General features: G+C 38.2%; 20 protein-coding genes. 7 read left to right on the top strand and 13 right to left on the bottom strand.

Annotation, left to right across the window (positions count from 1 at the left end):
* Positions 1-425: 425 nt before the first annotated feature.
* The 4 genes from RSK81_RS06315 (at position 426) to RSK81_RS06300 (ending at position 5115) form a co-directional block, all read left to right on the top strand.
* On the top strand, positions 426-1469 hold the full coding sequence (locus tag RSK81_RS06315) for a dihydrolipoamide acetyltransferase (RefSeq protein ID WP_002900355.1): 1044 nt from the start codon (positions 426-428) through the stop codon (positions 1467-1469).
* A gap of 78 nt (positions 1470-1547) precedes the next feature.
* Positions 1548-3254: a dihydrolipoyl dehydrogenase gene (gene lpdA / locus RSK81_RS06310; protein WP_315686212.1), complete on the top strand. Its 1707-nt coding sequence runs from the start codon at positions 1548-1550 to the stop codon at positions 3252-3254.
* 66 nt (positions 3255-3320) lie between these two features.
* On the top strand, positions 3321-4310 hold the full coding sequence (locus RSK81_RS06305; protein ID WP_002895497.1) for a lipoate--protein ligase: 990 nt from the start codon (positions 3321-3323) through the stop codon (positions 4308-4310).
* A gap of 166 nt (positions 4311-4476) precedes the next feature.
* Positions 4477-5115 carry a hypothetical protein gene (locus RSK81_RS06300; RefSeq protein WP_315686211.1) on the top strand — a complete coding sequence of 213 codons (639 nt, stop codon included), beginning with the start codon at positions 4477-4479 and terminating at the stop codon, positions 5113-5115.
* 80 nt (positions 5116-5195) lie between these two features.
* Here the strand turns inward: RSK81_RS06300 and xerS are convergent, their stop codons facing one another.
* The 3 genes from xerS to RSK81_RS06285 form a co-directional block, all read right to left on the bottom strand.
* Positions 5196-6266 (bottom strand): tyrosine recombinase XerS, encoded by a 1071-nt coding sequence (gene xerS, locus RSK81_RS06295; protein WP_032908170.1) that lies wholly within the window; start codon positions 6264-6266, stop codon positions 5196-5198.
* Between the two features lie 307 nt (positions 6267-6573).
* Complete coding sequence (locus RSK81_RS06290; RefSeq protein WP_002924691.1) at positions 6574-6801, bottom strand: zinc-ribbon domain-containing protein; 228 nt, start codon at positions 6799-6801, stop codon at positions 6574-6576.
* On the bottom strand, positions 6794-7414 hold the full coding sequence (locus tag RSK81_RS06285; protein ID WP_231908377.1) for a zinc-ribbon domain-containing protein: 621 nt from the start codon (positions 7412-7414) through the stop codon (positions 6794-6796). The genes RSK81_RS06290 and RSK81_RS06285 overlap by 8 nt, the downstream gene beginning before the upstream one ends.
* Positions 7415-7432: 18 nt before the next feature.
* Between RSK81_RS06285 and RSK81_RS06280 the strand changes: the two genes are divergently transcribed.
* Complete coding sequence (locus RSK81_RS06280) at positions 7433-8125, top strand: DNA (cytosine-5-)-methyltransferase (RefSeq protein WP_315687760.1); 693 nt, start codon at positions 7433-7435, stop codon at positions 8123-8125.
* A 109-nt stretch (positions 8126-8234) separates the two neighbouring features.
* On the opposite strand, the gene RSK81_RS06275 is transcribed toward RSK81_RS06280, so the two are convergent.
* The gene (locus RSK81_RS06275; RefSeq protein ID WP_231908376.1) at positions 8235-8513 is read right to left on the bottom strand and encodes a hypothetical protein; all 279 of its coding nucleotides are present in this window, start codon (positions 8511-8513) and stop codon (positions 8235-8237) included.
* A gap of 208 nt (positions 8514-8721) precedes the next feature.
* On the opposite strand from RSK81_RS06275, the gene RSK81_RS06270 reads away from it, so the two are divergent.
* Positions 8722-9957 (top strand): Abi family protein, encoded by a 1236-nt coding sequence (locus RSK81_RS06270; RefSeq protein WP_002934768.1) that lies wholly within the window; start codon positions 8722-8724, stop codon positions 9955-9957.
* 186 nt (positions 9958-10143) lie between these two features.
* On the opposite strand, the gene RSK81_RS06265 is transcribed toward RSK81_RS06270, so the two are convergent.
* From RSK81_RS06265 to RSK81_RS06225, 9 genes are all read right to left on the bottom strand, one after another.
* Complete coding sequence (locus tag RSK81_RS06265) at positions 10144-10446, bottom strand: hypothetical protein (RefSeq protein WP_315686210.1); 303 nt, start codon at positions 10444-10446, stop codon at positions 10144-10146.
* 579 nt (positions 10447-11025) lie between these two features.
* Positions 11026-11469 carry a MepB family protein gene (locus RSK81_RS06260; RefSeq protein WP_002924698.1) on the bottom strand — a complete coding sequence of 148 codons (444 nt, stop codon included), beginning with the start codon at positions 11467-11469 and terminating at the stop codon, positions 11026-11028.
* Between the two features lie 52 nt (positions 11470-11521).
* Positions 11522-12322 (bottom strand): alpha/beta hydrolase, encoded by an 801-nt coding sequence (locus RSK81_RS06255; protein ID WP_002924699.1) that lies wholly within the window; start codon positions 12320-12322, stop codon positions 11522-11524.
* 72 nt (positions 12323-12394) lie between these two features.
* A complete protein-coding gene (locus tag RSK81_RS06250; RefSeq protein WP_002934360.1) occupies positions 12395-12817 on the bottom strand; it encodes a hypothetical protein in 423 nt (140 codons plus the stop codon).
* Positions 12818-13373: 556 nt separating this feature from the next.
* Positions 13374-13643: a hypothetical protein gene (locus tag RSK81_RS06245; RefSeq protein ID WP_315686209.1), complete on the bottom strand. Its 270-nt coding sequence runs from the start codon at positions 13641-13643 to the stop codon at positions 13374-13376.
* A 67-nt stretch (positions 13644-13710) separates the two neighbouring features.
* Positions 13711-15285: a signal recognition particle protein gene (gene ffh, locus RSK81_RS06240; protein WP_032908171.1), complete on the bottom strand. Its 1575-nt coding sequence runs from the start codon at positions 15283-15285 to the stop codon at positions 13711-13713.
* A 26-nt stretch (positions 15286-15311) separates the two neighbouring features.
* Positions 15312-15527 carry a hypothetical protein gene (locus RSK81_RS06235; protein WP_002924705.1) on the bottom strand — a complete coding sequence of 72 codons (216 nt, stop codon included), beginning with the start codon at positions 15525-15527 and terminating at the stop codon, positions 15312-15314.
* Between the two features lie 2 nt (positions 15528-15529).
* Positions 15530-15862, bottom strand: a complete 333-nt coding sequence (locus tag RSK81_RS06230) for a putative DNA-binding protein (protein ID WP_032907526.1) — start codon at positions 15860-15862, stop codon at positions 15530-15532.
* Between the two features lie 152 nt (positions 15863-16014).
* Positions 16015-16713, bottom strand: a complete 699-nt coding sequence (locus RSK81_RS06225; RefSeq protein ID WP_002895508.1) for a GntR family transcriptional regulator — start codon at positions 16711-16713, stop codon at positions 16015-16017.
* A 238-nt stretch (positions 16714-16951) separates the two neighbouring features.
* Here RSK81_RS06225 and guaA point away from each other — a divergent pair, with 238 nt between their 5' ends.
* Entirely contained in the window at positions 16952-18514 is a 1563-nt protein-coding gene (gene guaA, locus RSK81_RS06220) for a glutamine-hydrolyzing GMP synthase (protein WP_125401660.1), read from the top strand.
* The last annotated feature ends 94 nt before the right edge of the window (positions 18515-18608 follow it).

The following is an 18608-nucleotide window of genomic DNA, read 5'->3' as shown; positions in this document are numbered from 1 at the left end:
AGTAAGTCTACTAGGTTGGTCGCAGATAGCGGCAACCCAAGCAACTTGAGATACGTTTCGTATCCAAGTTGCTTGTAGAGTTGAACACGGGCTAGAGTCTGTGTGAAAAATAAACTTTTCTGGAAACTAAAATTTCTTCGTTAAGTTTTCTATTTTCACTTTGATTTTTTTACGCCCTTAGTATCATGTAATTGAATTCGGACGGAGGGCTGCGAAAAAAAGATAGATTTCCTTGTGTTCATCGAACACAGCATCAATCTCCTATTTTTTCGTTGCCCTCTGCGTCCTTAGTATCTTATATTCGAACTCGGGCTAAAAGCTCGGAAAAAAGATAAATCTCCTTGGCTTCATCGAAGCCTGCGTCGATTTCCTATTTTTCAGTCGCTTTTTACGCCCTTAGTATCATAATTAGAATTGGAGAGGTCATGGCTGATGATAAGCTAAGAGCGACTCCTGCAGCTAGAAAGTTAGCGGATGATTTGGGAATCAACCTCTATGATGTTTCTGGCTCAGGCGCAAACGGTCGTGTCCACAAAGAAGACGTGGAAACTTATAAAGATACAAACGTGGTGCGCATTTCACCACTGGCAAAACGAATTGCCCAAGAACACAATATTGCTTGGCAAGAGATTCAAGGAACTGGCCATCGTGGCAAGATTATGAAGAAAGACGTTCTAGCTTTCTTGCCTGAGAATGTTGAGAGCGATACAATCAAATCTCCTGCTCAAATTGAAAAAGTGGAAGAAATACCTGATAATGTCACTCCTTACGGTGAAATTGAGCGTATTCCAATGACGCCGATGCGGAAAGTTATCGCTCAGCGGATGGTAGAATCTTACCTGACGGCGCCAACATTCACCCTCAACTATGATGTTGATATGACAGAAATGCTGGCCTTGCGTAAAAAAGTGCTGGATCCAATCATGGAAGCAACTGGCAAGAAAGTAACTGTCACAGACCTGCTTTCGCTGGCTGTTGTGAAGACGTTGATGAAACATCCTTACCTTAATTCGACCTTGACAGAGGACGGCAAGACCATTATCACACACAACTATGTCAACCTTTCAATGGCAGTCGGTATGGATAATGGCCTGATGACACCAGTTGTCTATAACGCAGAAAAAATGAGCCTATCAGAGCTTGTGGTAGCCTTTAAAGATGTGATCGGACGTACCTTGGAAGGCAAGTTAGCTCCAAGCGAGCTGCAAAACTCAACTTTCACAATCAGTAACTTAGGTATGTTTGGCGTTCAGTCTTTTGGGCCAATCATCAATCAACCAAACTCTGCTATCTTAGGTGTGAGCTCGACAGTGGAAAAACCTGTCGTTGTTAATGGCGAAATTGTTATCCGTCCAATTATGAGCCTAGGCTTGACCATTGACCACCGTGTAGTTGACGGAATGGCTGGAGCTAAGTTTATGAAGGACTTGAAGGCTTTGATTGAAGATCCAATTTCAATGTTGGTATAAGATTTTCTTTGCTAGTTTAAAAAGTAAAGAAACGAAACACTCAGCAAGTGAAAAATTAAATTAGAAAAGGAAAGAAAAATGGCTTTAGAAGTAATTATGCCAAAAGCCGGCGTGGATATGACCGAAGGGCAAATTGTCCAATGGAATAAGAAAGTCGGCGAATTTGTCAAAGAAGGGGAAATCCTTCTGGAAATCATGACTGACAAGGTCAGCATGGAATTGGAAGCTGAAGAAGACGGCTACCTGATTGCCATACTCAAAGGTGACGGAGAAACTGTTCCGGTAACGGAAGTCATCGGTTACTTGGGAGAAGAAGGGGAAAATATCCCAACTGCTGGCGGTTCTGCACCTGCGGAAGCACTAGCTCCTACAGCCGCGGCAGCAAGCACAGATGATGATAAGAGTGATGATGCTTACGATATCGTTGTTATCGGTGGCGGACCTGCAGGTTATGTAGCGGCTATCAAAGCAGCCCAGCTGGGTGGCAAGATTGCCTTGGTTGAGAAGTCTGAGCTCGGCGGAACCTGCTTGAATCGTGGCTGTATCCCTACTAAGACTTACCTGCACAATGCTGAAATCATTGAAAGCCTTGGCCACGCTGCTAACCGCGGTATCATTATCGAAAATCCAAGCTTCTCAGTGGACATGGACAAGGTTCTGGAAACCAAGAACAAGGTTGTCAATACGCTTGTTGGCGGTGTTGCTGGACTTCTACGTAGCTATGGCGTAGATGTTCATAAGGGAATTGGTACCATTACTAAAGACAAGAATGTTCTTGTAAACGGCAGCGAGCTGCTAGAAACGAAGAAGATTATCTTAGCTGGTGGTTCCAAAGTCAGCAAGATTAATGTCCCTGGTATGGAATCATCTCTTGTTATGACCAGTGATGACATTCTGGAAATGAACGAAGTGCCAGAAAATCTGGTTATTATCGGCGGTGGTGTTGTCGGTATTGAGCTTGGACAAGCCTTCATGACTTTTGGTAGCAAGGTAACCGTTATCGAAATGATGGATCGTATCGTCCCAGCTATGGATGCGGAAGTTTCTAAAAACCTTCGCCTCATCTTGGAGCGCAAGGGGATGAAAATTCTGACTGAAACTAAGTTGGAAGAAATCATCGAAGAAAATGGTAAATTTCGTATCAAGGTTGAAGGAAAGGATGATATCCTCGCAGATAAGGCTCTGCTTTCTATCGGACGCGTGCCAGACTTAGAAGGTATCGGTGAGGTTGAGTTCGAACTGGATCGCGGCCGTATCAAGGTCAATGAGTACATGGAAACTTCTGTTCCAGGTATTTACGCACCTGGTGATATCAATGGTACTAAGATGCTGGCTCATGCAGCCTTCCGAATGGGTGAAGTTGCTGCTGAAAATGCTCTGAAGGGTAACCACCATGTTGCCAAACTCAATCTGACACCTGCAGCCATCTACACCCTGCCAGAAGTAGCAGCAGTTGGTTTGACAGAAGAGCAAGCTCGTGAGAAATATGATGTAGCAATTGGTAAGTTCAACTTCGCTGCTAACGGCCGTGCTATCGCTTCAGATGCAGCTCAAGGCTTCGTTAAAGTCATCGCTGACAAGAAGTATGGTGAAGTCCTCGGTGTTCATATCATTGGTCCTGCAGCGGCAGAATTAATCAATGAAGCATCAACCATCATCGAAATGGAAATCACCGTAGAAGAAATGCTTAAGACCATTCACGGTCATCCAACCTTCTCAGAAGTTATGTACGAAGCATTTGCAGATGTACTGGGATTAGCAGTCCACTCACCTAAGAAAAAATAATTTAAAAGATAGATTAGACTGGACATAAATCATTGTTCCAGTCTCTATCGTATAAAGAGGTAGCTTATGAAATACATTGTTAACTACTCAAATGACACAGCTTTTAATATTGCTCTGGAAGAATATGCTTTCAAACACCTCTTAGATGAGGATGAAATTTTCCTGCTCTGGATTAACAAACCTTCTATCATCGTAGGGCGTCACCAAAATACCATCGAAGAAATCAACCGTGACTACGTTCGTGAGCATGGCATTGAAGTTGTGCGTCGTATCAGCGGCGGCGGAGCTGTTTATCATGATCTAAACAACCTTAACTACACCATTATCTCTAAGGAAAGTGAAGATAGAGCTTTTGACTTCAAGAGTTTCTCTACGCCAGTTATCAACACCTTGGCAGAACTTGGGGTAAAGGCTGAATTCACTGGCCGTAATGACCTGGAAATTGACGGTAAGAAGTTCTGCGGCAATGCGCAGGCCTATATTAACGGCCGTATCATGCACCATGGTTGCCTGCTCTTTGATGTTGATTTGTCTGTCTTGGCCAATGCGCTTAAGGTTTCTAAAGACAAGTTCGAATCAAAAGGTGTTAAATCCGTTCGTGCACGCGTGACAAATATTGTCAATGAATTGCCAGAAAAGATTACTGTCGAAGAATTCCGTGACCTGCTTCTGGACTATATGAAGAAAGAGTATCCAGAAATGACAGAATATGTCTTCTCTGAGAAAGAACTGGAAGAAATCAAGCAAATCAGAGATAGCAAGTTTGGAACTTGGGACTGGAACTACGGTAAATCACCTGAATACAACGTGCGCCGTGGCACCAAGTTTACCAGTGGTAAGGTAGAAATCTTTGCCAATGTTGTTGAATCCAAGATTCAGGATATTAAAATCTATGGAGACTTCTTTGGCATTGAGGACGTAGCAGCAGTAGAAGATGTGCTTCGCGGTGTTAAATACGAACGCGAAGATGTCCTGAAAGCTCTTGAAACGATTGATATTAGCCGTTACTTTGCTGGAATCAGCAGAGAAGAGATTGCTGAAGCTATCGTCGGTTAAAATATGACATAAAGAAAAGCTAAACTCTCGAAGAGTTTAGCTTTTCATGTAAAGAGTTTATTTCAAATCAGCAACATTCTTACGTTTCCTTAACTAGCTAGTTTTCTCTAGGCTTTATCTGCTAGATATGATAAAATGATAGGGAATCAGAGAAAGGGGTGTCTTGATGCGGAAAGTCCCAGTAGAAAGCCTTGGTCTGTTTGAGCAGTTGGACCGTACAGTTGTAGCTTTTCTGAAGAAAAAACCATCTCCTAATCCAGACAATTTTTATGTTAGCATATCTGCAGAAGATTATGAGAAAAAGAAAGAAGAATTTGAAAAATCTGGCTATCAATCTGTGGAATTGCCGCTTGGCATGGCGTTAGATAATGTTATCCAGCAACCTTCTTTCCAAAACCTAGTCATTGGTGGGCTCTACATGGTAGATATCTTCGTTCCCAAGGAAGATCTGCTGCCCTTAAAGGATCTTGTTGACAGCTTTTGCATCATGTTTGCAGCAGCTAATAATCGAATAGAAAATATCAAGGCTTACGATCTGATGAAGAGTAAAACGGTCTATTTTATCGGAAAACTCTTCACGGATAATCCTCAGCCAGGCGATGAAGTTAGCTTTGAAGGGCTAAATAGAGAGACCGCAGAAGGCTCCTACGAAGCGGTCAAATGCTTCCTAACTAGAGAAAGTGCTGAAAAGTACAACACCAAAAATCGACCAGTCACAGCAGCGAATCTGGAGCATCTCAAGCACTTCTGGGGCAAACCACTGATTGTCGAGCCGCATCGAAACTATTGGATTGAATTTTTATAAGAAAAAGAGCGAAGCATCTAAACTAGATTTTCGCTCTTTTGTTGTTATTTCGCGATTTACATACTTTAAATTATGTAATATTATAATTTGTCCAAAGCATTCTTTTGCTCGTCATTGACAATATGGGTGTAGAGGTCCGTCACCTGAGTGCTAGCATGCCCTAGCTGATGGCTGACGAGAACTTGAGATTTGGTTGCATCGTATAAACGTGTAGCAAGTGTGTGGCGGAGTTTGTGAGGCGTCACTCGCACCTTGAAGTCCTCAGAATACTTAGCTACCATTTTTTCGACACTGGAAGCATCGATTCGATTAGGAGTGCCGCGGTATTCAGTCAAAAAGAAGGCTGTATCAGTCTTTTCGGCCTTGTATCGTTTGCTCCGAATGCTCAGATACTCTTCTAAATAGGGCTTGGCAAAAGCAGCAACATTGACAGAGTCTCTTTTTCCGCCTTTTCTAGTTACTTCAATGACCATCATCTTTAGATTGATGTCTTTTAGGTCCAGATTAACAGCTTCAGACAGACGAACACCAGAGGCTAACAGCAAGGCAATGATAGCTAAATCTCGTTCTTTGTTCTTGTTAAAAGAAGATAGAGCGCGATTAGAGAGCTTCTTAGGGTACTCTGTATCAATATACTGGAGGAATTCTTCTGTCTCATCCCCTAAAAAGAGCTTCTGCTTAATATTCTCTGCACGAGCTGCCAGAGTTTCCTTTTTCTTCTTAGTAGCAACTTTTTTCATCACATTTCGATAGAAGTAGGGCTCACCCTGCTCGTTTTCGACTTCCTCAGTCAAATATTTGTAGAGGCTGGACAAAGCTGATAGAGTTCGGTTAATGGTTGTCTGGGAAACACCGTTTTGGGTTGTATTGGCATTGAGAAGCGGTCGCTCGCGCAGATAAAGAATAAAGGCCTCCATGTCTTTCTTGGTCATGTTTTCCAAGACCGAGAGAGGAATCTCGGCAATTTGAGAAGCATCCGTGATACCAGATTCTAGCACCCAGTTAAAAAAGCGATCATATTCTTTGAGATATTCGTATAAGGTTGTAAAACTATAAGGCACCGCCAGCTTAGACTGGTAATATTCCAAAATGTACCAGGGCATGGTAGCCTTAAGTTTATCAATTCTTTCTAATAACAGTTCACGTCTCATCATATTTCTCCGTTTTTTCTATAACAGTAGTATAGCATATCTAGGTATATTTTTCAAGAAAATTATAGTTTTTCGGAAAGATGATAGAGGGAAGCAAGCAAGCTCTTTACAATATCCCGAATAACCAAAAAAATTTTTTAAGCCAATTATATTCAATTTTGTACTTTATTTAAGTGAACACTGGAAATTTTTAAAGCTGCTCATCATCTGTAAAATGTACTTTATTTAAGTGAAAACTAAAAATTTTTCAAATGTACATTTTATTATATAGAAAAAAACACTTTTTATTTAAAGTGTTTTTATTTATCTATATCTTTTTAAACTGTACAAAGTGTTCTTGCTTTCTTCTGTAGCCTTTGCAAATGGAACACGCCCTTTTATTTCGTTTTTTGTATGCCATTCTTTCTTTTACTTGAATTTTGTAACGGTGATTAAGGTTTTCTTGACATATCCACCATACAGACATATTACTTAACTCTGTAATTTCAGTTGGACTTGCTATCAAGAAATTATTTAGATAATCCCACTCATTCATTAGGCGTTGTTGCTAGATCGTTAAACCCTTTTAATACTTTTTGATTCCTACAGTATGGACAAGAATTTTCTCTGTAAAATTTTTCTTTAATAACTTGCTGATATTCTCCATTGCATACAGGGCATTTCCACCATGCGTTATATGTTGAATTTGCCCTTACAGAAGACATTTCTTGTTTATTTAATGATGACCATTCTTTAATTAACCAAGGATGTGTTGTTTCAAGATCATTATAACCTTTTGCAGTCTTTTTAAAAGAACAATATGGACAACATTGGTCGTTTTCGTGACGTTCAGAAATTTTTGCTTTAAAACTTCTGTGGCATTTTCGACAAATCCAATCAGCTAAAGTATTTGAATTATAAAAGAAGGCATCGATATCACCATTAAGTTCTTTTACCCATTCATTGTTTAAGTACGGTTTAACATAGCTCAGTGTTTCATTTGGTTTAGGAATTTTTTTATTACAGTAAGGACATATTGAGTTAAGTTTATTAGAATTATTGTTGGTAAATACATCTAGAACAGTCCCTAATCTCTCCTGAAATTCTAAGTCACAACAATCACAAATCCAATTAAATATTTTATTCTCGGATTCTACCGATTTCGTCACCTCATCAGATTTTTCTAAATTCTTGCTACTCCAAAGGTCACACAACTCAGGATAAGTATCTGCAATTCTCGAAACAACGACCTTGAGAATGTTGATGCAACAGCACTTGAGATTATTATGGAACATTTCAAACAAATTGGCTATGACATTCAATATAATGTACTAGATGCAGCGGATTATGGCGTCCCCCAATCAAGACGACGTGTAATTATAGTTGGAATCCGAAATGATATAGGTGATAATGAGAAAATCTATTACCCAGAACCTACTCATGTTGGAAATCCAAGAACCGCATTTGATGCGTTAGAAGATATTTGGGAACTATTTAATACCAATCAAATTGCTAATCATAATAGGAATAGCGTATCCCATGCAAAATTTTATGGAGACGATATAAAAAGACAGGGTAATAACCAAATCCCAAAAAATGCTCCTGCTTCTACAATTCGTGCAGAACATCATGGAAATATCGAGGCACACTACAACACCGATCCTAACTATGTCAATAACCCAAATGATCATGAAGACAAGAAAGGTTGGAGAAGATTAACTGTAAGAGAATGTGCTCGATTACAATCTTTTCCAGATAACTTTATATTTAATACAAGCGCTTCCTCAGCTTATAAAGCAATCGGAAATGCAGTACCTCCTATTCTTGCATGGCATATAGCTCAGGCGGTAATATATTCGCTTCATTTAATTGAAAATTAACTAACACTTCTATTTTATGCTGTTTTTAATAAATTATCAATACTGAATTAAAAAAATGGATGTATATTAGCATCCATTTTTTACATTCAATTGTTTGTAAGTTTTCTCATCAAGATAAATTGCTATCTTCATCCCATAATTTAGCATCATCTGGAAAAATGAAATCATGTGTCTTGAAATACTCTTCTCTTACCACATCTACCCACTTATTTATCATGTTTGTTGCTACTAGAGCATCACCAGATGAATATACGGTTAAAAGCAAACTTGTAAGTTGTGCTAAAGTAATTGCGGAGTGCTCACATGGAGTAGTTAATCCATAATCAGTATGTTCAACAGTTCGAATATGTCGTATTTTTTTTGATAAATATAAAATCCAGCGTTCCATTTTAATCTTATTAATTTTCATACCTTACAAAGCAACGACCATATTTTTACTAGTTCGATTTTTGAAATTTTTCACAATAAATAAACTCTGAATTATTTTATCCTGTTTCGGTTTGTTATATGTGATATAATATAGATAGAGAGAGTGCTGATTTATGAAGCACCTTTCAGGAAATGTAAAATATGTTAAGGAAAAATAATATCCAAAAATGAAAAATAAGCTTTTTAAAGACATTCCTGATCAAAGAAAAATTCAATCTCAAAGAGGACTTAAACGCATCAATGAGTCAATATTTGATGAGTATATAAAACAGAATAATTATTTTAATGCTATTAATGGTTTTGAAACACTTTTTTTGAGTGATAAAGAATCTAAAATTTACCATAAAAATATTTCTTTTAATGATTTTAGACGAGTGTATAATCTAGATAAGCAAATTTCTAAGGAATTATATAAGCAACTAGCTTTAGTTGAATTAGCACTTAGTTCTAGTATTTCTTATCATTTAAGTAAGTCTTATTTTGGTAATTTTAGTACAATTACTTCAAATTTAAACACTTTCTACCTTGATATTAGTCATTATTCTATTCCTAATCAAAATTCTGGTCCAGCACATTTAATTAATTATTTTTATAACTATGATATTCAAAAAAATGAAGTATACAATAGCCATAAATTTTTTAAAAAATATGTCCAGAAAGACGTTTTTGCGCATAATGTCGATTTCACTGGTACTTGTACTTATCATAGTAGATTAGGTAATCAGATATTATTTTTTGATGGAGAATTTAGAGGAAAATTTAGAGGTGTCGAAAAAAACAGATTCAAAGGAAAATTTGTAGTTGATTCAGCACAGTCTTCAGCTTTGCAAAACTTGTCTAATAATCAACAATTAACAAATTTTAGAATGAACGGATGCACTGGAGACTTTATTAGCTTAAGTTACAGCGATTACTGCAAATTTAAGTACCCATATGTAGCAAAATATGAATATCCACCTATATGGGTAGTTATTAACACTTTGATGCTAAATGATTTGATTGTACTATTTTTAGGTCTAGACTCTACTATTCAAAATAATATTATGAAAGATTTAGGTTTTGTAGGGAGTCCATCTTCTAAGAAAGAAGAGTTTATAAATTATCTTGAAATAATGAGAGAAGCTAGAAATTGTGTTGCACACTATGGTCTAATTTCTCGAATTCGAACTCCTGAAAATTTGATTCTAAATACTAATTTAGTTCGTCGCCTAAAACTGAAACCTAAAATTAATAATTCTAATGATTTAAAGAAAATTGCTTTATTTGATATATTGAAAGTACTAAACGAGGTTACCTTATTCGATGTTAGAAGAATCAGAAAAATATTTTTAATATATTTTTTGAAAAATATTATTCAGTTAAAATGGAAAATTAACAAAAATTTTCTAAAAAGAGTGCAATAAAAGTGTTGACAATAGTATACGATACTGATATAATGTTCACATAATTGAATTGCCGAGACGGCGTGAGTGCCTTAGTGATGGGTACTCTAAATGAAGCTCCAAATTTATTGGAGCTTTTTTATATTCAACCAGCGTATATACTGGGAGATCTGATTGAGGGCTGTTAATTATTATTAACTGCATTGCTTAGATATTTAATTCGTAAAGTGAACGCCACCTCGAATACGCACCATCAGTAAAACCGTTCTTCATTAGAAAAAATTGTTGGAGACCTCTTCCGTGTATATATTTCAAGGCTGTGTATTTATGAATAGATTTTTCTCTCTCCTTATTATCAATTTTATTTACATAATCAGAGTAATCCTTTATAGCTTCAAAAACCATCATATACATTGTCTCTGAGGCTGCGAAGGCTTTGAACCATTCTTGATTTATTCTTGCGACTATTTCAGCTTCCTCACATCTGAACAAAAGTGTATTTTCGTACATTACACTCTTGGCATTGGCTACTAATTGATTTGAAGTATCGTTAATCATCTCTAGTAATAATTCCGAAAAATCTGCCTTCTAATTATACCATCAATAAAATATAAATATAAAGCATGCTCTTACACAAGATACGTTCATATTTTTAAAATGTACAATTGAACCACCACTTCTTCTGCTGTTACTAGAGTAAAAAATGTACAAATCAATTTCTCAGATTATAGGATATTATGTACTAGAAAACATACAAAATACCACTCCGAAATAATGTACAAAACAAAAATAAAGTACACTTTTTAAAGAATGTACTTTATACTTCTAATTCAGTTATATCAATGGTTTAGTTCATGTTAAGTCAATTGTACATAAATTTTTAGTTTATCTAAAAATTTTTTTCGGACAAAAATAGTCCAAAAATGTACTTTATTTAAGTGAACACTGGAAATTTTTTCAAGTGTCCATAATCAAAAAATGTACTTTTTAAAATAAATTTTTTGACAAATAAAAGAACTTTACTACAAAATAGATAATAAAAACAAGACAAAATTGCGAAATTAAACTCTATCTTGTTTTACCTAAAACTTATTCTTCTAATTCGATTTTTTGAAAATAATCCAATTGCCATTTTTGTGTTGCCTGAGCTGTTTTATTTAAATTGCTGCACCAGGATGGATAAAACCGCATAGCCATCTTTCCTTTACAATCCTTTGTAGAAAGAATTTTTTTACTGATAGCCACCTCTTTGGGAATGATAAATATACCGCAATGATGGTCGTCGATGACGACAATAACCAGTTCATCACCTAAGTCTTTATCAGTATAAGGGATATTCTTGTTGTCTTGGTCCTTTTTCCAAAAGACTGTAAAGTAGCCTTCTTTTTTAGGTGTTTTCTTTGCCAAACGACATCTTTTATATTCTTGATCATCCTTTGGCTTAATCAAAATGCTTTCATAGTCTTCATTCCATTTTTCATTTATCAGATCAAAGTCACCATAATACCTATGAAGAATGTCTATCATTTTCATTGTTTTATCGCCTTTCTATTTTTTATCAAAATTAAATTATGTAAAATAATTACTAGAATAAAAACCCTTTAATCAAATCAACTACTTGCTCATTTTGCGGCAAGGAAGAATGGTGTGCATCCTTGCCTACGATGACGACCTCTCTGTGTGAAGAGATTTTTCCTTTGTAAATCAAACTCCCAGCCTCTACGCTGCTTTTATGAACAATTCCGTCGCCATCTCGGAAAAAAATTCCCAAAATTGACAAATGCTGCAGCTTCTTAGGCAGTTTTTCCTGATTGGCTACAAAGTCATCCAACATTTGAACTCGATGATTAAGATTTTTCTTGTTTAGATTATAAGGACTGCCGATAGTCAGGAGCTTTTCCATCTCTAACCCAGAATGGTTTGCTAGGTATTGCTGCAAGAATACTGTATAAACCAGACCACCGTTAGAATGCCCCAGCGCTTTAAAACTGTTAAAAGAGTACTTCTCTCGCAAAACAGTCAAGGCGGCGTCAAACATGGCCGCCTGCTGCTTGATGTTTTCATAACCATCGCGATTATTTTGAAAGCCAACCACAAAAATGGGATTTCTATCCTTCCGCTTCAAATGCCCTCGATAAATCATATGTCCGTCATTCCAGACTTTAATACGGACTAGGCTATGACGCGAATGCTGATTGCGGTTGAGTTTTTTAACCATTCGATTAAAACGATTCTCTGTCGCTGAACTACCTGGAATCATGATAATAGGATGTATTTCGACCTTGCTGGCAGGTAGATGAGAAATAGGGTGGCTAGGCAGCTTATTCAATAATTTTTGAAAGGTTTTAGCAAGTCGATGAATCAATTGAGTCAAAAAAGGCTTCATTCTAGTCTCCGTATCTGAATCTGAGATTTTCAAAAACAAGCCACATAACGGATTTATGCAGCTTATTGATTATCATTTATATTCTTTATCTACAACCTTGATATCTCTATACCAAATTTCAATTTTTTTTGTATATCTTTTTGCAATTTTTTCATCGTAAATCGATTTCAACCAATCAACAAAATTTTTATCAAATTTTTCTCTATTAATAATTTGATTTGGTGTTCCTTTATTATTAGAATTACTAGATGTTTGATCATCAAGTTGAGAAGATAGTGAGGGAATTTCTATTTTAATTTTTTTATAAGGCTTACTTTCAAAATAATTTGTTTCTTCAGTAGATATTTCTACACCTTTTACATTAATAAAAATACCATCTAGATTTAAGTCTTGCTTCAACAATTGTCTTTCTGAATATTTATTATAACCCAGAAAAATTGAAATAAATAAAGCAGTAACAATCAGAGGAAAGCAAAATTTCTTAACTAATATCATTTTACTTCCTCCACTTTCAAACTTTTATCTACTAAAACAGGTGTATCATCGTCTTTCAAATCATACTCAACATATAATTTATATTTTTTCTTACCAACGCCAAAGAACCAACCACCTTCATCCAGAAATTTTCCTATAATCTTAACTCGGTTGGAAGAAGGTTTGAAATCAAAATCAACATTATCTTGATCCCCAATTTTTTCCCATTCATTAAATTTTACGTTTGATTTATTCCAAATTTTCTTTTGTAAATCAGCTAGTATCTCTTTCTTTTGAACCTTGGATAAATCTTTGAAACTGCTAATCTTTTCCCCATCTTTCCAGCCAACAACTAATTCTCCGTCATAGAATATTTTATAAGTGCCAGCAGATTGGAAACTTGTATCTTTGTTAAACGATGATTCAAAAGCAGTTTTTAACTGACTTCTATTTGAATCATCATCAAACAGAGGAGAATAATTAATTAGCTTTGGTATCGAAATATCAATTTCTTTCGCTTCTTTGCTACTAAACCAACTAATAAAACCATTTTGAGAGATAATACCTACGTTACTCCCTATAATGAAGAATAGGCATCTCTCACATTATTTTTTGCACTTATTTCTTGTTTTTGTTGATTCCAAGGAGATAATGAATTAAATAAACTTCCCAAAGATGGAATCCCTATATAAATAACAGCAAAAATTAAAACTATAACAAATATAAATAGAGAAATAAAATTTGTAATTGCAGTTTTTATTTGATTTATTCCTAATTCAGCAAATTGAGATATAAACCTTGAGATAAGATTTTTTAACTTTGTTTGACTCCTATTTTTTATTTCCATAATTTTCCCTTTAAACTTTTCCTAAATATATACTTATAAGCAAGTTGTTTGATGAAGTTCTCCCTGATTACTTCCGCTTCTTCTTGTTTTTCTTCATTTGCTTGGCCATTTTGTTCATGCTGCGGCGCATCAGGAACTCTCCAGCCTTGCCCTTGAGACCACCACCAAACATTTGGCTCATATCCGGCATGCCGGCTCCTCCTAAGCCTGACATATCTGGCATACCGCCTTGGCCCATCATGCCTTCTAGAGCTGACATGTCGGGCATTCCTCCGCCACCAGGCATATTCTTAGGCATATTGTTTGGATTGAGCCCCATTTGCTTCATCATCTTGCTCATATCGCCTGACAGAACGCCCTGCATCATCTGTTTAGCTTGATTGAAGTCTTTGATAAATTTATTGACATCAACGAAGCTGTTACCCGAACCATTGGCAATACGACGGCGACGGCTAGGACTCAACAAGTCTGGATTTTCACGCTCAGCCGGTGTCATAGAGGATACAATGGCACGCTTGCGGGCAATTTCTTTCTCATCCACTTTGATATTTTTGAGGGCAGGATTATTAGCCATACCTGGGATCAGCTTGAGCAAATCTTCCATAGGCCCCATGCCTTGTACCTGATCCAGCTGATCAATGAAGTCATTGAAATCAAAGGTGTTTTCCCGCATCTTTTCAGCCATTTCAAGCGATTTTTTCTCATCGTATTCCTGAGAGGCTTTTTCGATCAGAGTCAGCATGTCCCCCATGCCCAGAATCCGGCTGGACATGCGGTCTGGGTGGAAGGTTTCGATATCAGTGATTTTTTCACCGGTACCAGTAAATTTAATAGGCTTACCAGTAATCTGACGGACAGATAAGGCTGCACCACCACGGGTATCGCCATCAATCTTGGTCAGGATAATCCCAGTCACTTCCAATTGGCTGTTAAATTCTCGAGCGACATTAGCCGCTTCCTGACCAATCATAGCATCGACAACCAAGAGGATTTCATTCGGATTAGCCAGCGCTTTGACATCTGACAGCTCCTGCATGAGCTTTTCGTCAATCTGAAGGCGACCAGCCGTATCAATCAGGACATAGTCATTGTGGTTGGCTTTCGCTTGCTCCAAACCTTGACGGACAATCTCAACAGCTGGAACTTCCGTACCTAAAGCAAAAACAGGTACATCAATTTGCTGTCCAAGTGTTTTCAGTTGATCAATAGCCGCAGGACGGTAAATATCCGCCGCAATCATGAGCGGACGAGCATTTTCTTCCTTCTTGAGCTTATTAGCAAGCTTTCCAGCGAAGGTGGTTTTACCAGCCCCTTGCAGACCAACCATCATGATAATAGTCGGAATCTTTGGTGACTTGATAATCTCAGCAGTATCAGATCCCAGGATAGTTGTCAGCTCTTCGTCAACAATCTTGATAATCTGTTGCGCTGGATTGAGGGTATCGATAACCTCATGACCGACAGCGCGCTCACGGACTTTCTTGATAAAGTCTTTGACAACTGGCAGGGCAACGTCGGCTTCTAAAAGGGCCAGACGAATCTCTTTGGTTGCTTCCTGAACATCGTTCTCTGAGATTTTTCCTTTTCTGCGCAGATTTTTAAAGACGTTCTGCAAACGTTCCGTTAAACTTTCAAATGCCATTTTTATTCTCCTAGTTTCTATTTCAATCAATTCAGTGGAAATTTTCCAAAACGTGTTAAACAAGCGTATTCTTCAGCAGAGACTTCTTTCATAATCTCATTTGGATAGCCCCAGCAACCGAAGCCTTCTTGCATTGCCTTAGAAAGATCGTCAGGGGAGATGATTTGTACCCTGGCAGGAAAAGATTCTTCCAACTCTAACAACCAGCAAGACATTCCCTTGTAGATAACTTGTTTAGCCATGTTCACTCTCGGTTGTCAATACCAGACAGAATCCCAATCTGCTCCTGCAGATAGCTGTCGTCAGGGTATTTCTCCGTAATCTGGTCAAATATCTGACTTCTGACAATGTAGTCCGAGTACATGTGCAGCTTTTTCTCATAGTCTTCCAGAATCTTCTCCGTCCGCTTGATATTATCATAAACGGCCTGACGGCTGACACCAAACTCCTCAGCAATCTCAGCCAGACTGTAGTCGTCCGCATAATAGAGCTCAATATAGTTCATCTGCTTGTCAGTCAAAAGCGCCGCATAAAACTCAAAGAGAGCATTCATTCGGTTTGTTTTTTCAATTTCCATAAGAAACATTATACCAGAAAAGCATGATAAACTCTAGTCTGACAAGGGAAATAAACACTCGAAATATGAGATTGCAAAAGGTCAATCAGCATTTTCTGTCGAGTGAAATACAAGATAAAAACCCTTGGTGATAACCAAGAGTTTTGCAATAATTAATTGTTTTCTAAATAAAATTCAAAACGATCGCCGACATACTGGCTTTTTACATATTCAAAAGCTGTACCGTCATCAAAGTAAGAAATCTGAGTCAGTCCTAATATAGCATGGCCGCGGGGAATATCGAGGTAATTGGCGATTTTTTCCTTAGCCAGCCGAGCATAAATCGTCTGCTGGGACTTGCCAATCTTATAGCCATGTTCCTGCAAGGTCTGGAAGAAATGACTGGTCACCTCTTCTTTTTTGAAATTCTTAATGAACTTCTCTGGAATTGAAGCCACTTCGTAGACCACCGGCAAATCATCAGCGTAGCGAACCCGCTCCATCCGAATGACATTTTCCGTCTTGTGGATACCTAGTTTCTCCACTTCCTGCTCACTCGGCAGGGTACGCCGATAAGAAATAAGCTGGCTGGATGGCGTTTTGCCTTGCGCCTTCATGATTTCCGTGAAGCTGGTGGTGCCGCGCATTTTCTCCTGAACACGTGTGCTGGCTACGAAGGTACCACTGCCGACCCGACGCTCCAGCACCCCCTCATCAACCAAGAGCGTAATGGCCTGACGCAGGGTCATACGGCTGACCTTAAAGGTTTCGGCTAGATCTCGCTCACTGGGCAGGCGCTCTCCAATCTCCCAAACGGCATCGTCGATGTCTTTCTTAATCTGATCATGAATTTTGATATATGCGGGCAACATGTTGACTCTTCTTTCTTATTTGGTACCTTCCTTTATTTTAGTACCAAATACTTCAAATGTCAAACTAAATGATAAGTATTAGCTCTCAAATGCTTGCTTTTCTCACGATTCTAGCTGTTTAGCCAAATAAAGACTCATATTCTTTTTTTCAGCACTCTTGCTCCTTATTGCCTTGGAAAAATTCCTTTTTTGTGATAAAATGAGGGGAAAAGATTACTTCTTTTAAGAAAGGGAACAGATGACAACTAGAACTGAATTGCAAGATGTCGAAAAGATCATCGTGCTTGATTACGGCAGCCAGTACAACCAGCTGATTTCACGCCGCATTCGTGAAATCGGTGTTTTTTCTGAGCTCAAGAGCCACAAGATTACTGCAGACGAGGTCCGTGCTATCCAGCCTGTCGGGATTATCCTTTCCGGTGGTCCGAATTCTGTATATGAAGACGGCTCCTTTGATATTGATTCAGAAATTTTTGAGTTGGGAATCCCGATTTTGGGGATTTGCTATGGTATGCAGCTGTTAACTCACAAGCTGGGCGGCAAGGTTGTTCCTGCTGGTCATGCTGGAAATCGTGAATACGGTCAGTCAAATCTGTCACATACTGCTAATTCCAGCCTTTTCAACGGTACGCCTGAAAGCCAGTTAGTTCTTATGAGCCACGGAGATGCAGTAACAGAAATTCCCACTGACTTTGTCCGTACTGGTACTTCTGCTGACTGTCCTTTTGCAGCTATTGAAAATCCAACTAAGAAAATCTACGGCATTCAGTTCCACCCTGAGGTTCGTCATTCAGAGTTTGGTTATGATATCCTGCGCAACTTTGCTCTGAATATTTGTGGAGCTAAAGGCGACTGGTCTATGGATAACTTCATTGACATGGAAATTCAAAAAATCCGCCAAACCGTTGGTGACAAGAAGGTTCTGTTGGGACTTTCTGGTGGTGTAGACTCTTCTGTTGTCGGTGTTCTCTTACAGAAAGCAATCGGCGATCAACTAATCTGTATCTTTGTGGATCATGGTCTTTTGCGTAAAGGCGAAGCAGATCAGGTCATGGATATGCTGGGCGGCAAATTTGGTTTAAATATCATTAAAGCTGACGCAGCTAAACGTTTCCTTGATAAACTAGCTGGTGTCTCAGATCCAGAACAAAAACGTAAAATCATCGGAAACGAGTTTGTCTATGTCTTTGATGATGAAGCCAGCAAACTGAAAGATGTAAAATTCTTGGCTCAAGGAACACTCTATACAGACGTTATCGAATCTGGTACCGACACTGCTCAGACTATTAAATCTCACCATAACGTTGGTGGTCTTCCGGAGGACATGCAGTTTGAGCTGATTGAGCCGTTGAACACACTTTATAAGGATGAAGTTCGTGCTTTGGGTACCGAGCTTGGTATGCCTGATGAAATTGTCTGGCGCCAACCGTTCCCAGGCCCAGGACTTGCTATTCGCGTTATGGGAGAAATCACTGAGGAAAAATTAGAAACTGTCCGCGAATCTGATGCTATTCTACGCGAAGAAATCGCCAAAGCTGGGCTTGACCGCGACATCTGGCAATACTTTACTGTTAATACAGGTGTCCGTTCTGTTGGGGTCATGGGCGACGGCCGAACTTACGACTACACAATTGCGATTCGCGCTATCACTTCTATTGATGGTATGACAGCTGACTTTGCCAAGATTCCTTGGGATGTTCTGCAAAAAATATCTGTTCGTATCGTCAACGAAGTAGACCATGTCAACCGCATCGTCTACGATATCACCAGCAAACCACCTGCAACTGTTGAGTGGGAGTAACAAGTAAATCATATTTTAAAAATCCTTCACAGGAAGACTTCTGATGGAGGATTTAACGTATAAAAAACAAACAAGGCTAGGACTAAAATGTCCC

It is taken from the genome of Streptococcus sp. DTU_2020_1000888_1_SI_GRL_NUU_041A (assembly GCF_032387735.1).
GTDB classification, from domain to species: Bacteria; Bacillota; Bacilli; order Lactobacillales; family Streptococcaceae; genus Streptococcus; species Streptococcus sanguinis.
The sequence above is the reverse complement of the archived record's forward strand: the minus strand, read 5'-3'. Positions and strand labels throughout refer to the sequence as shown.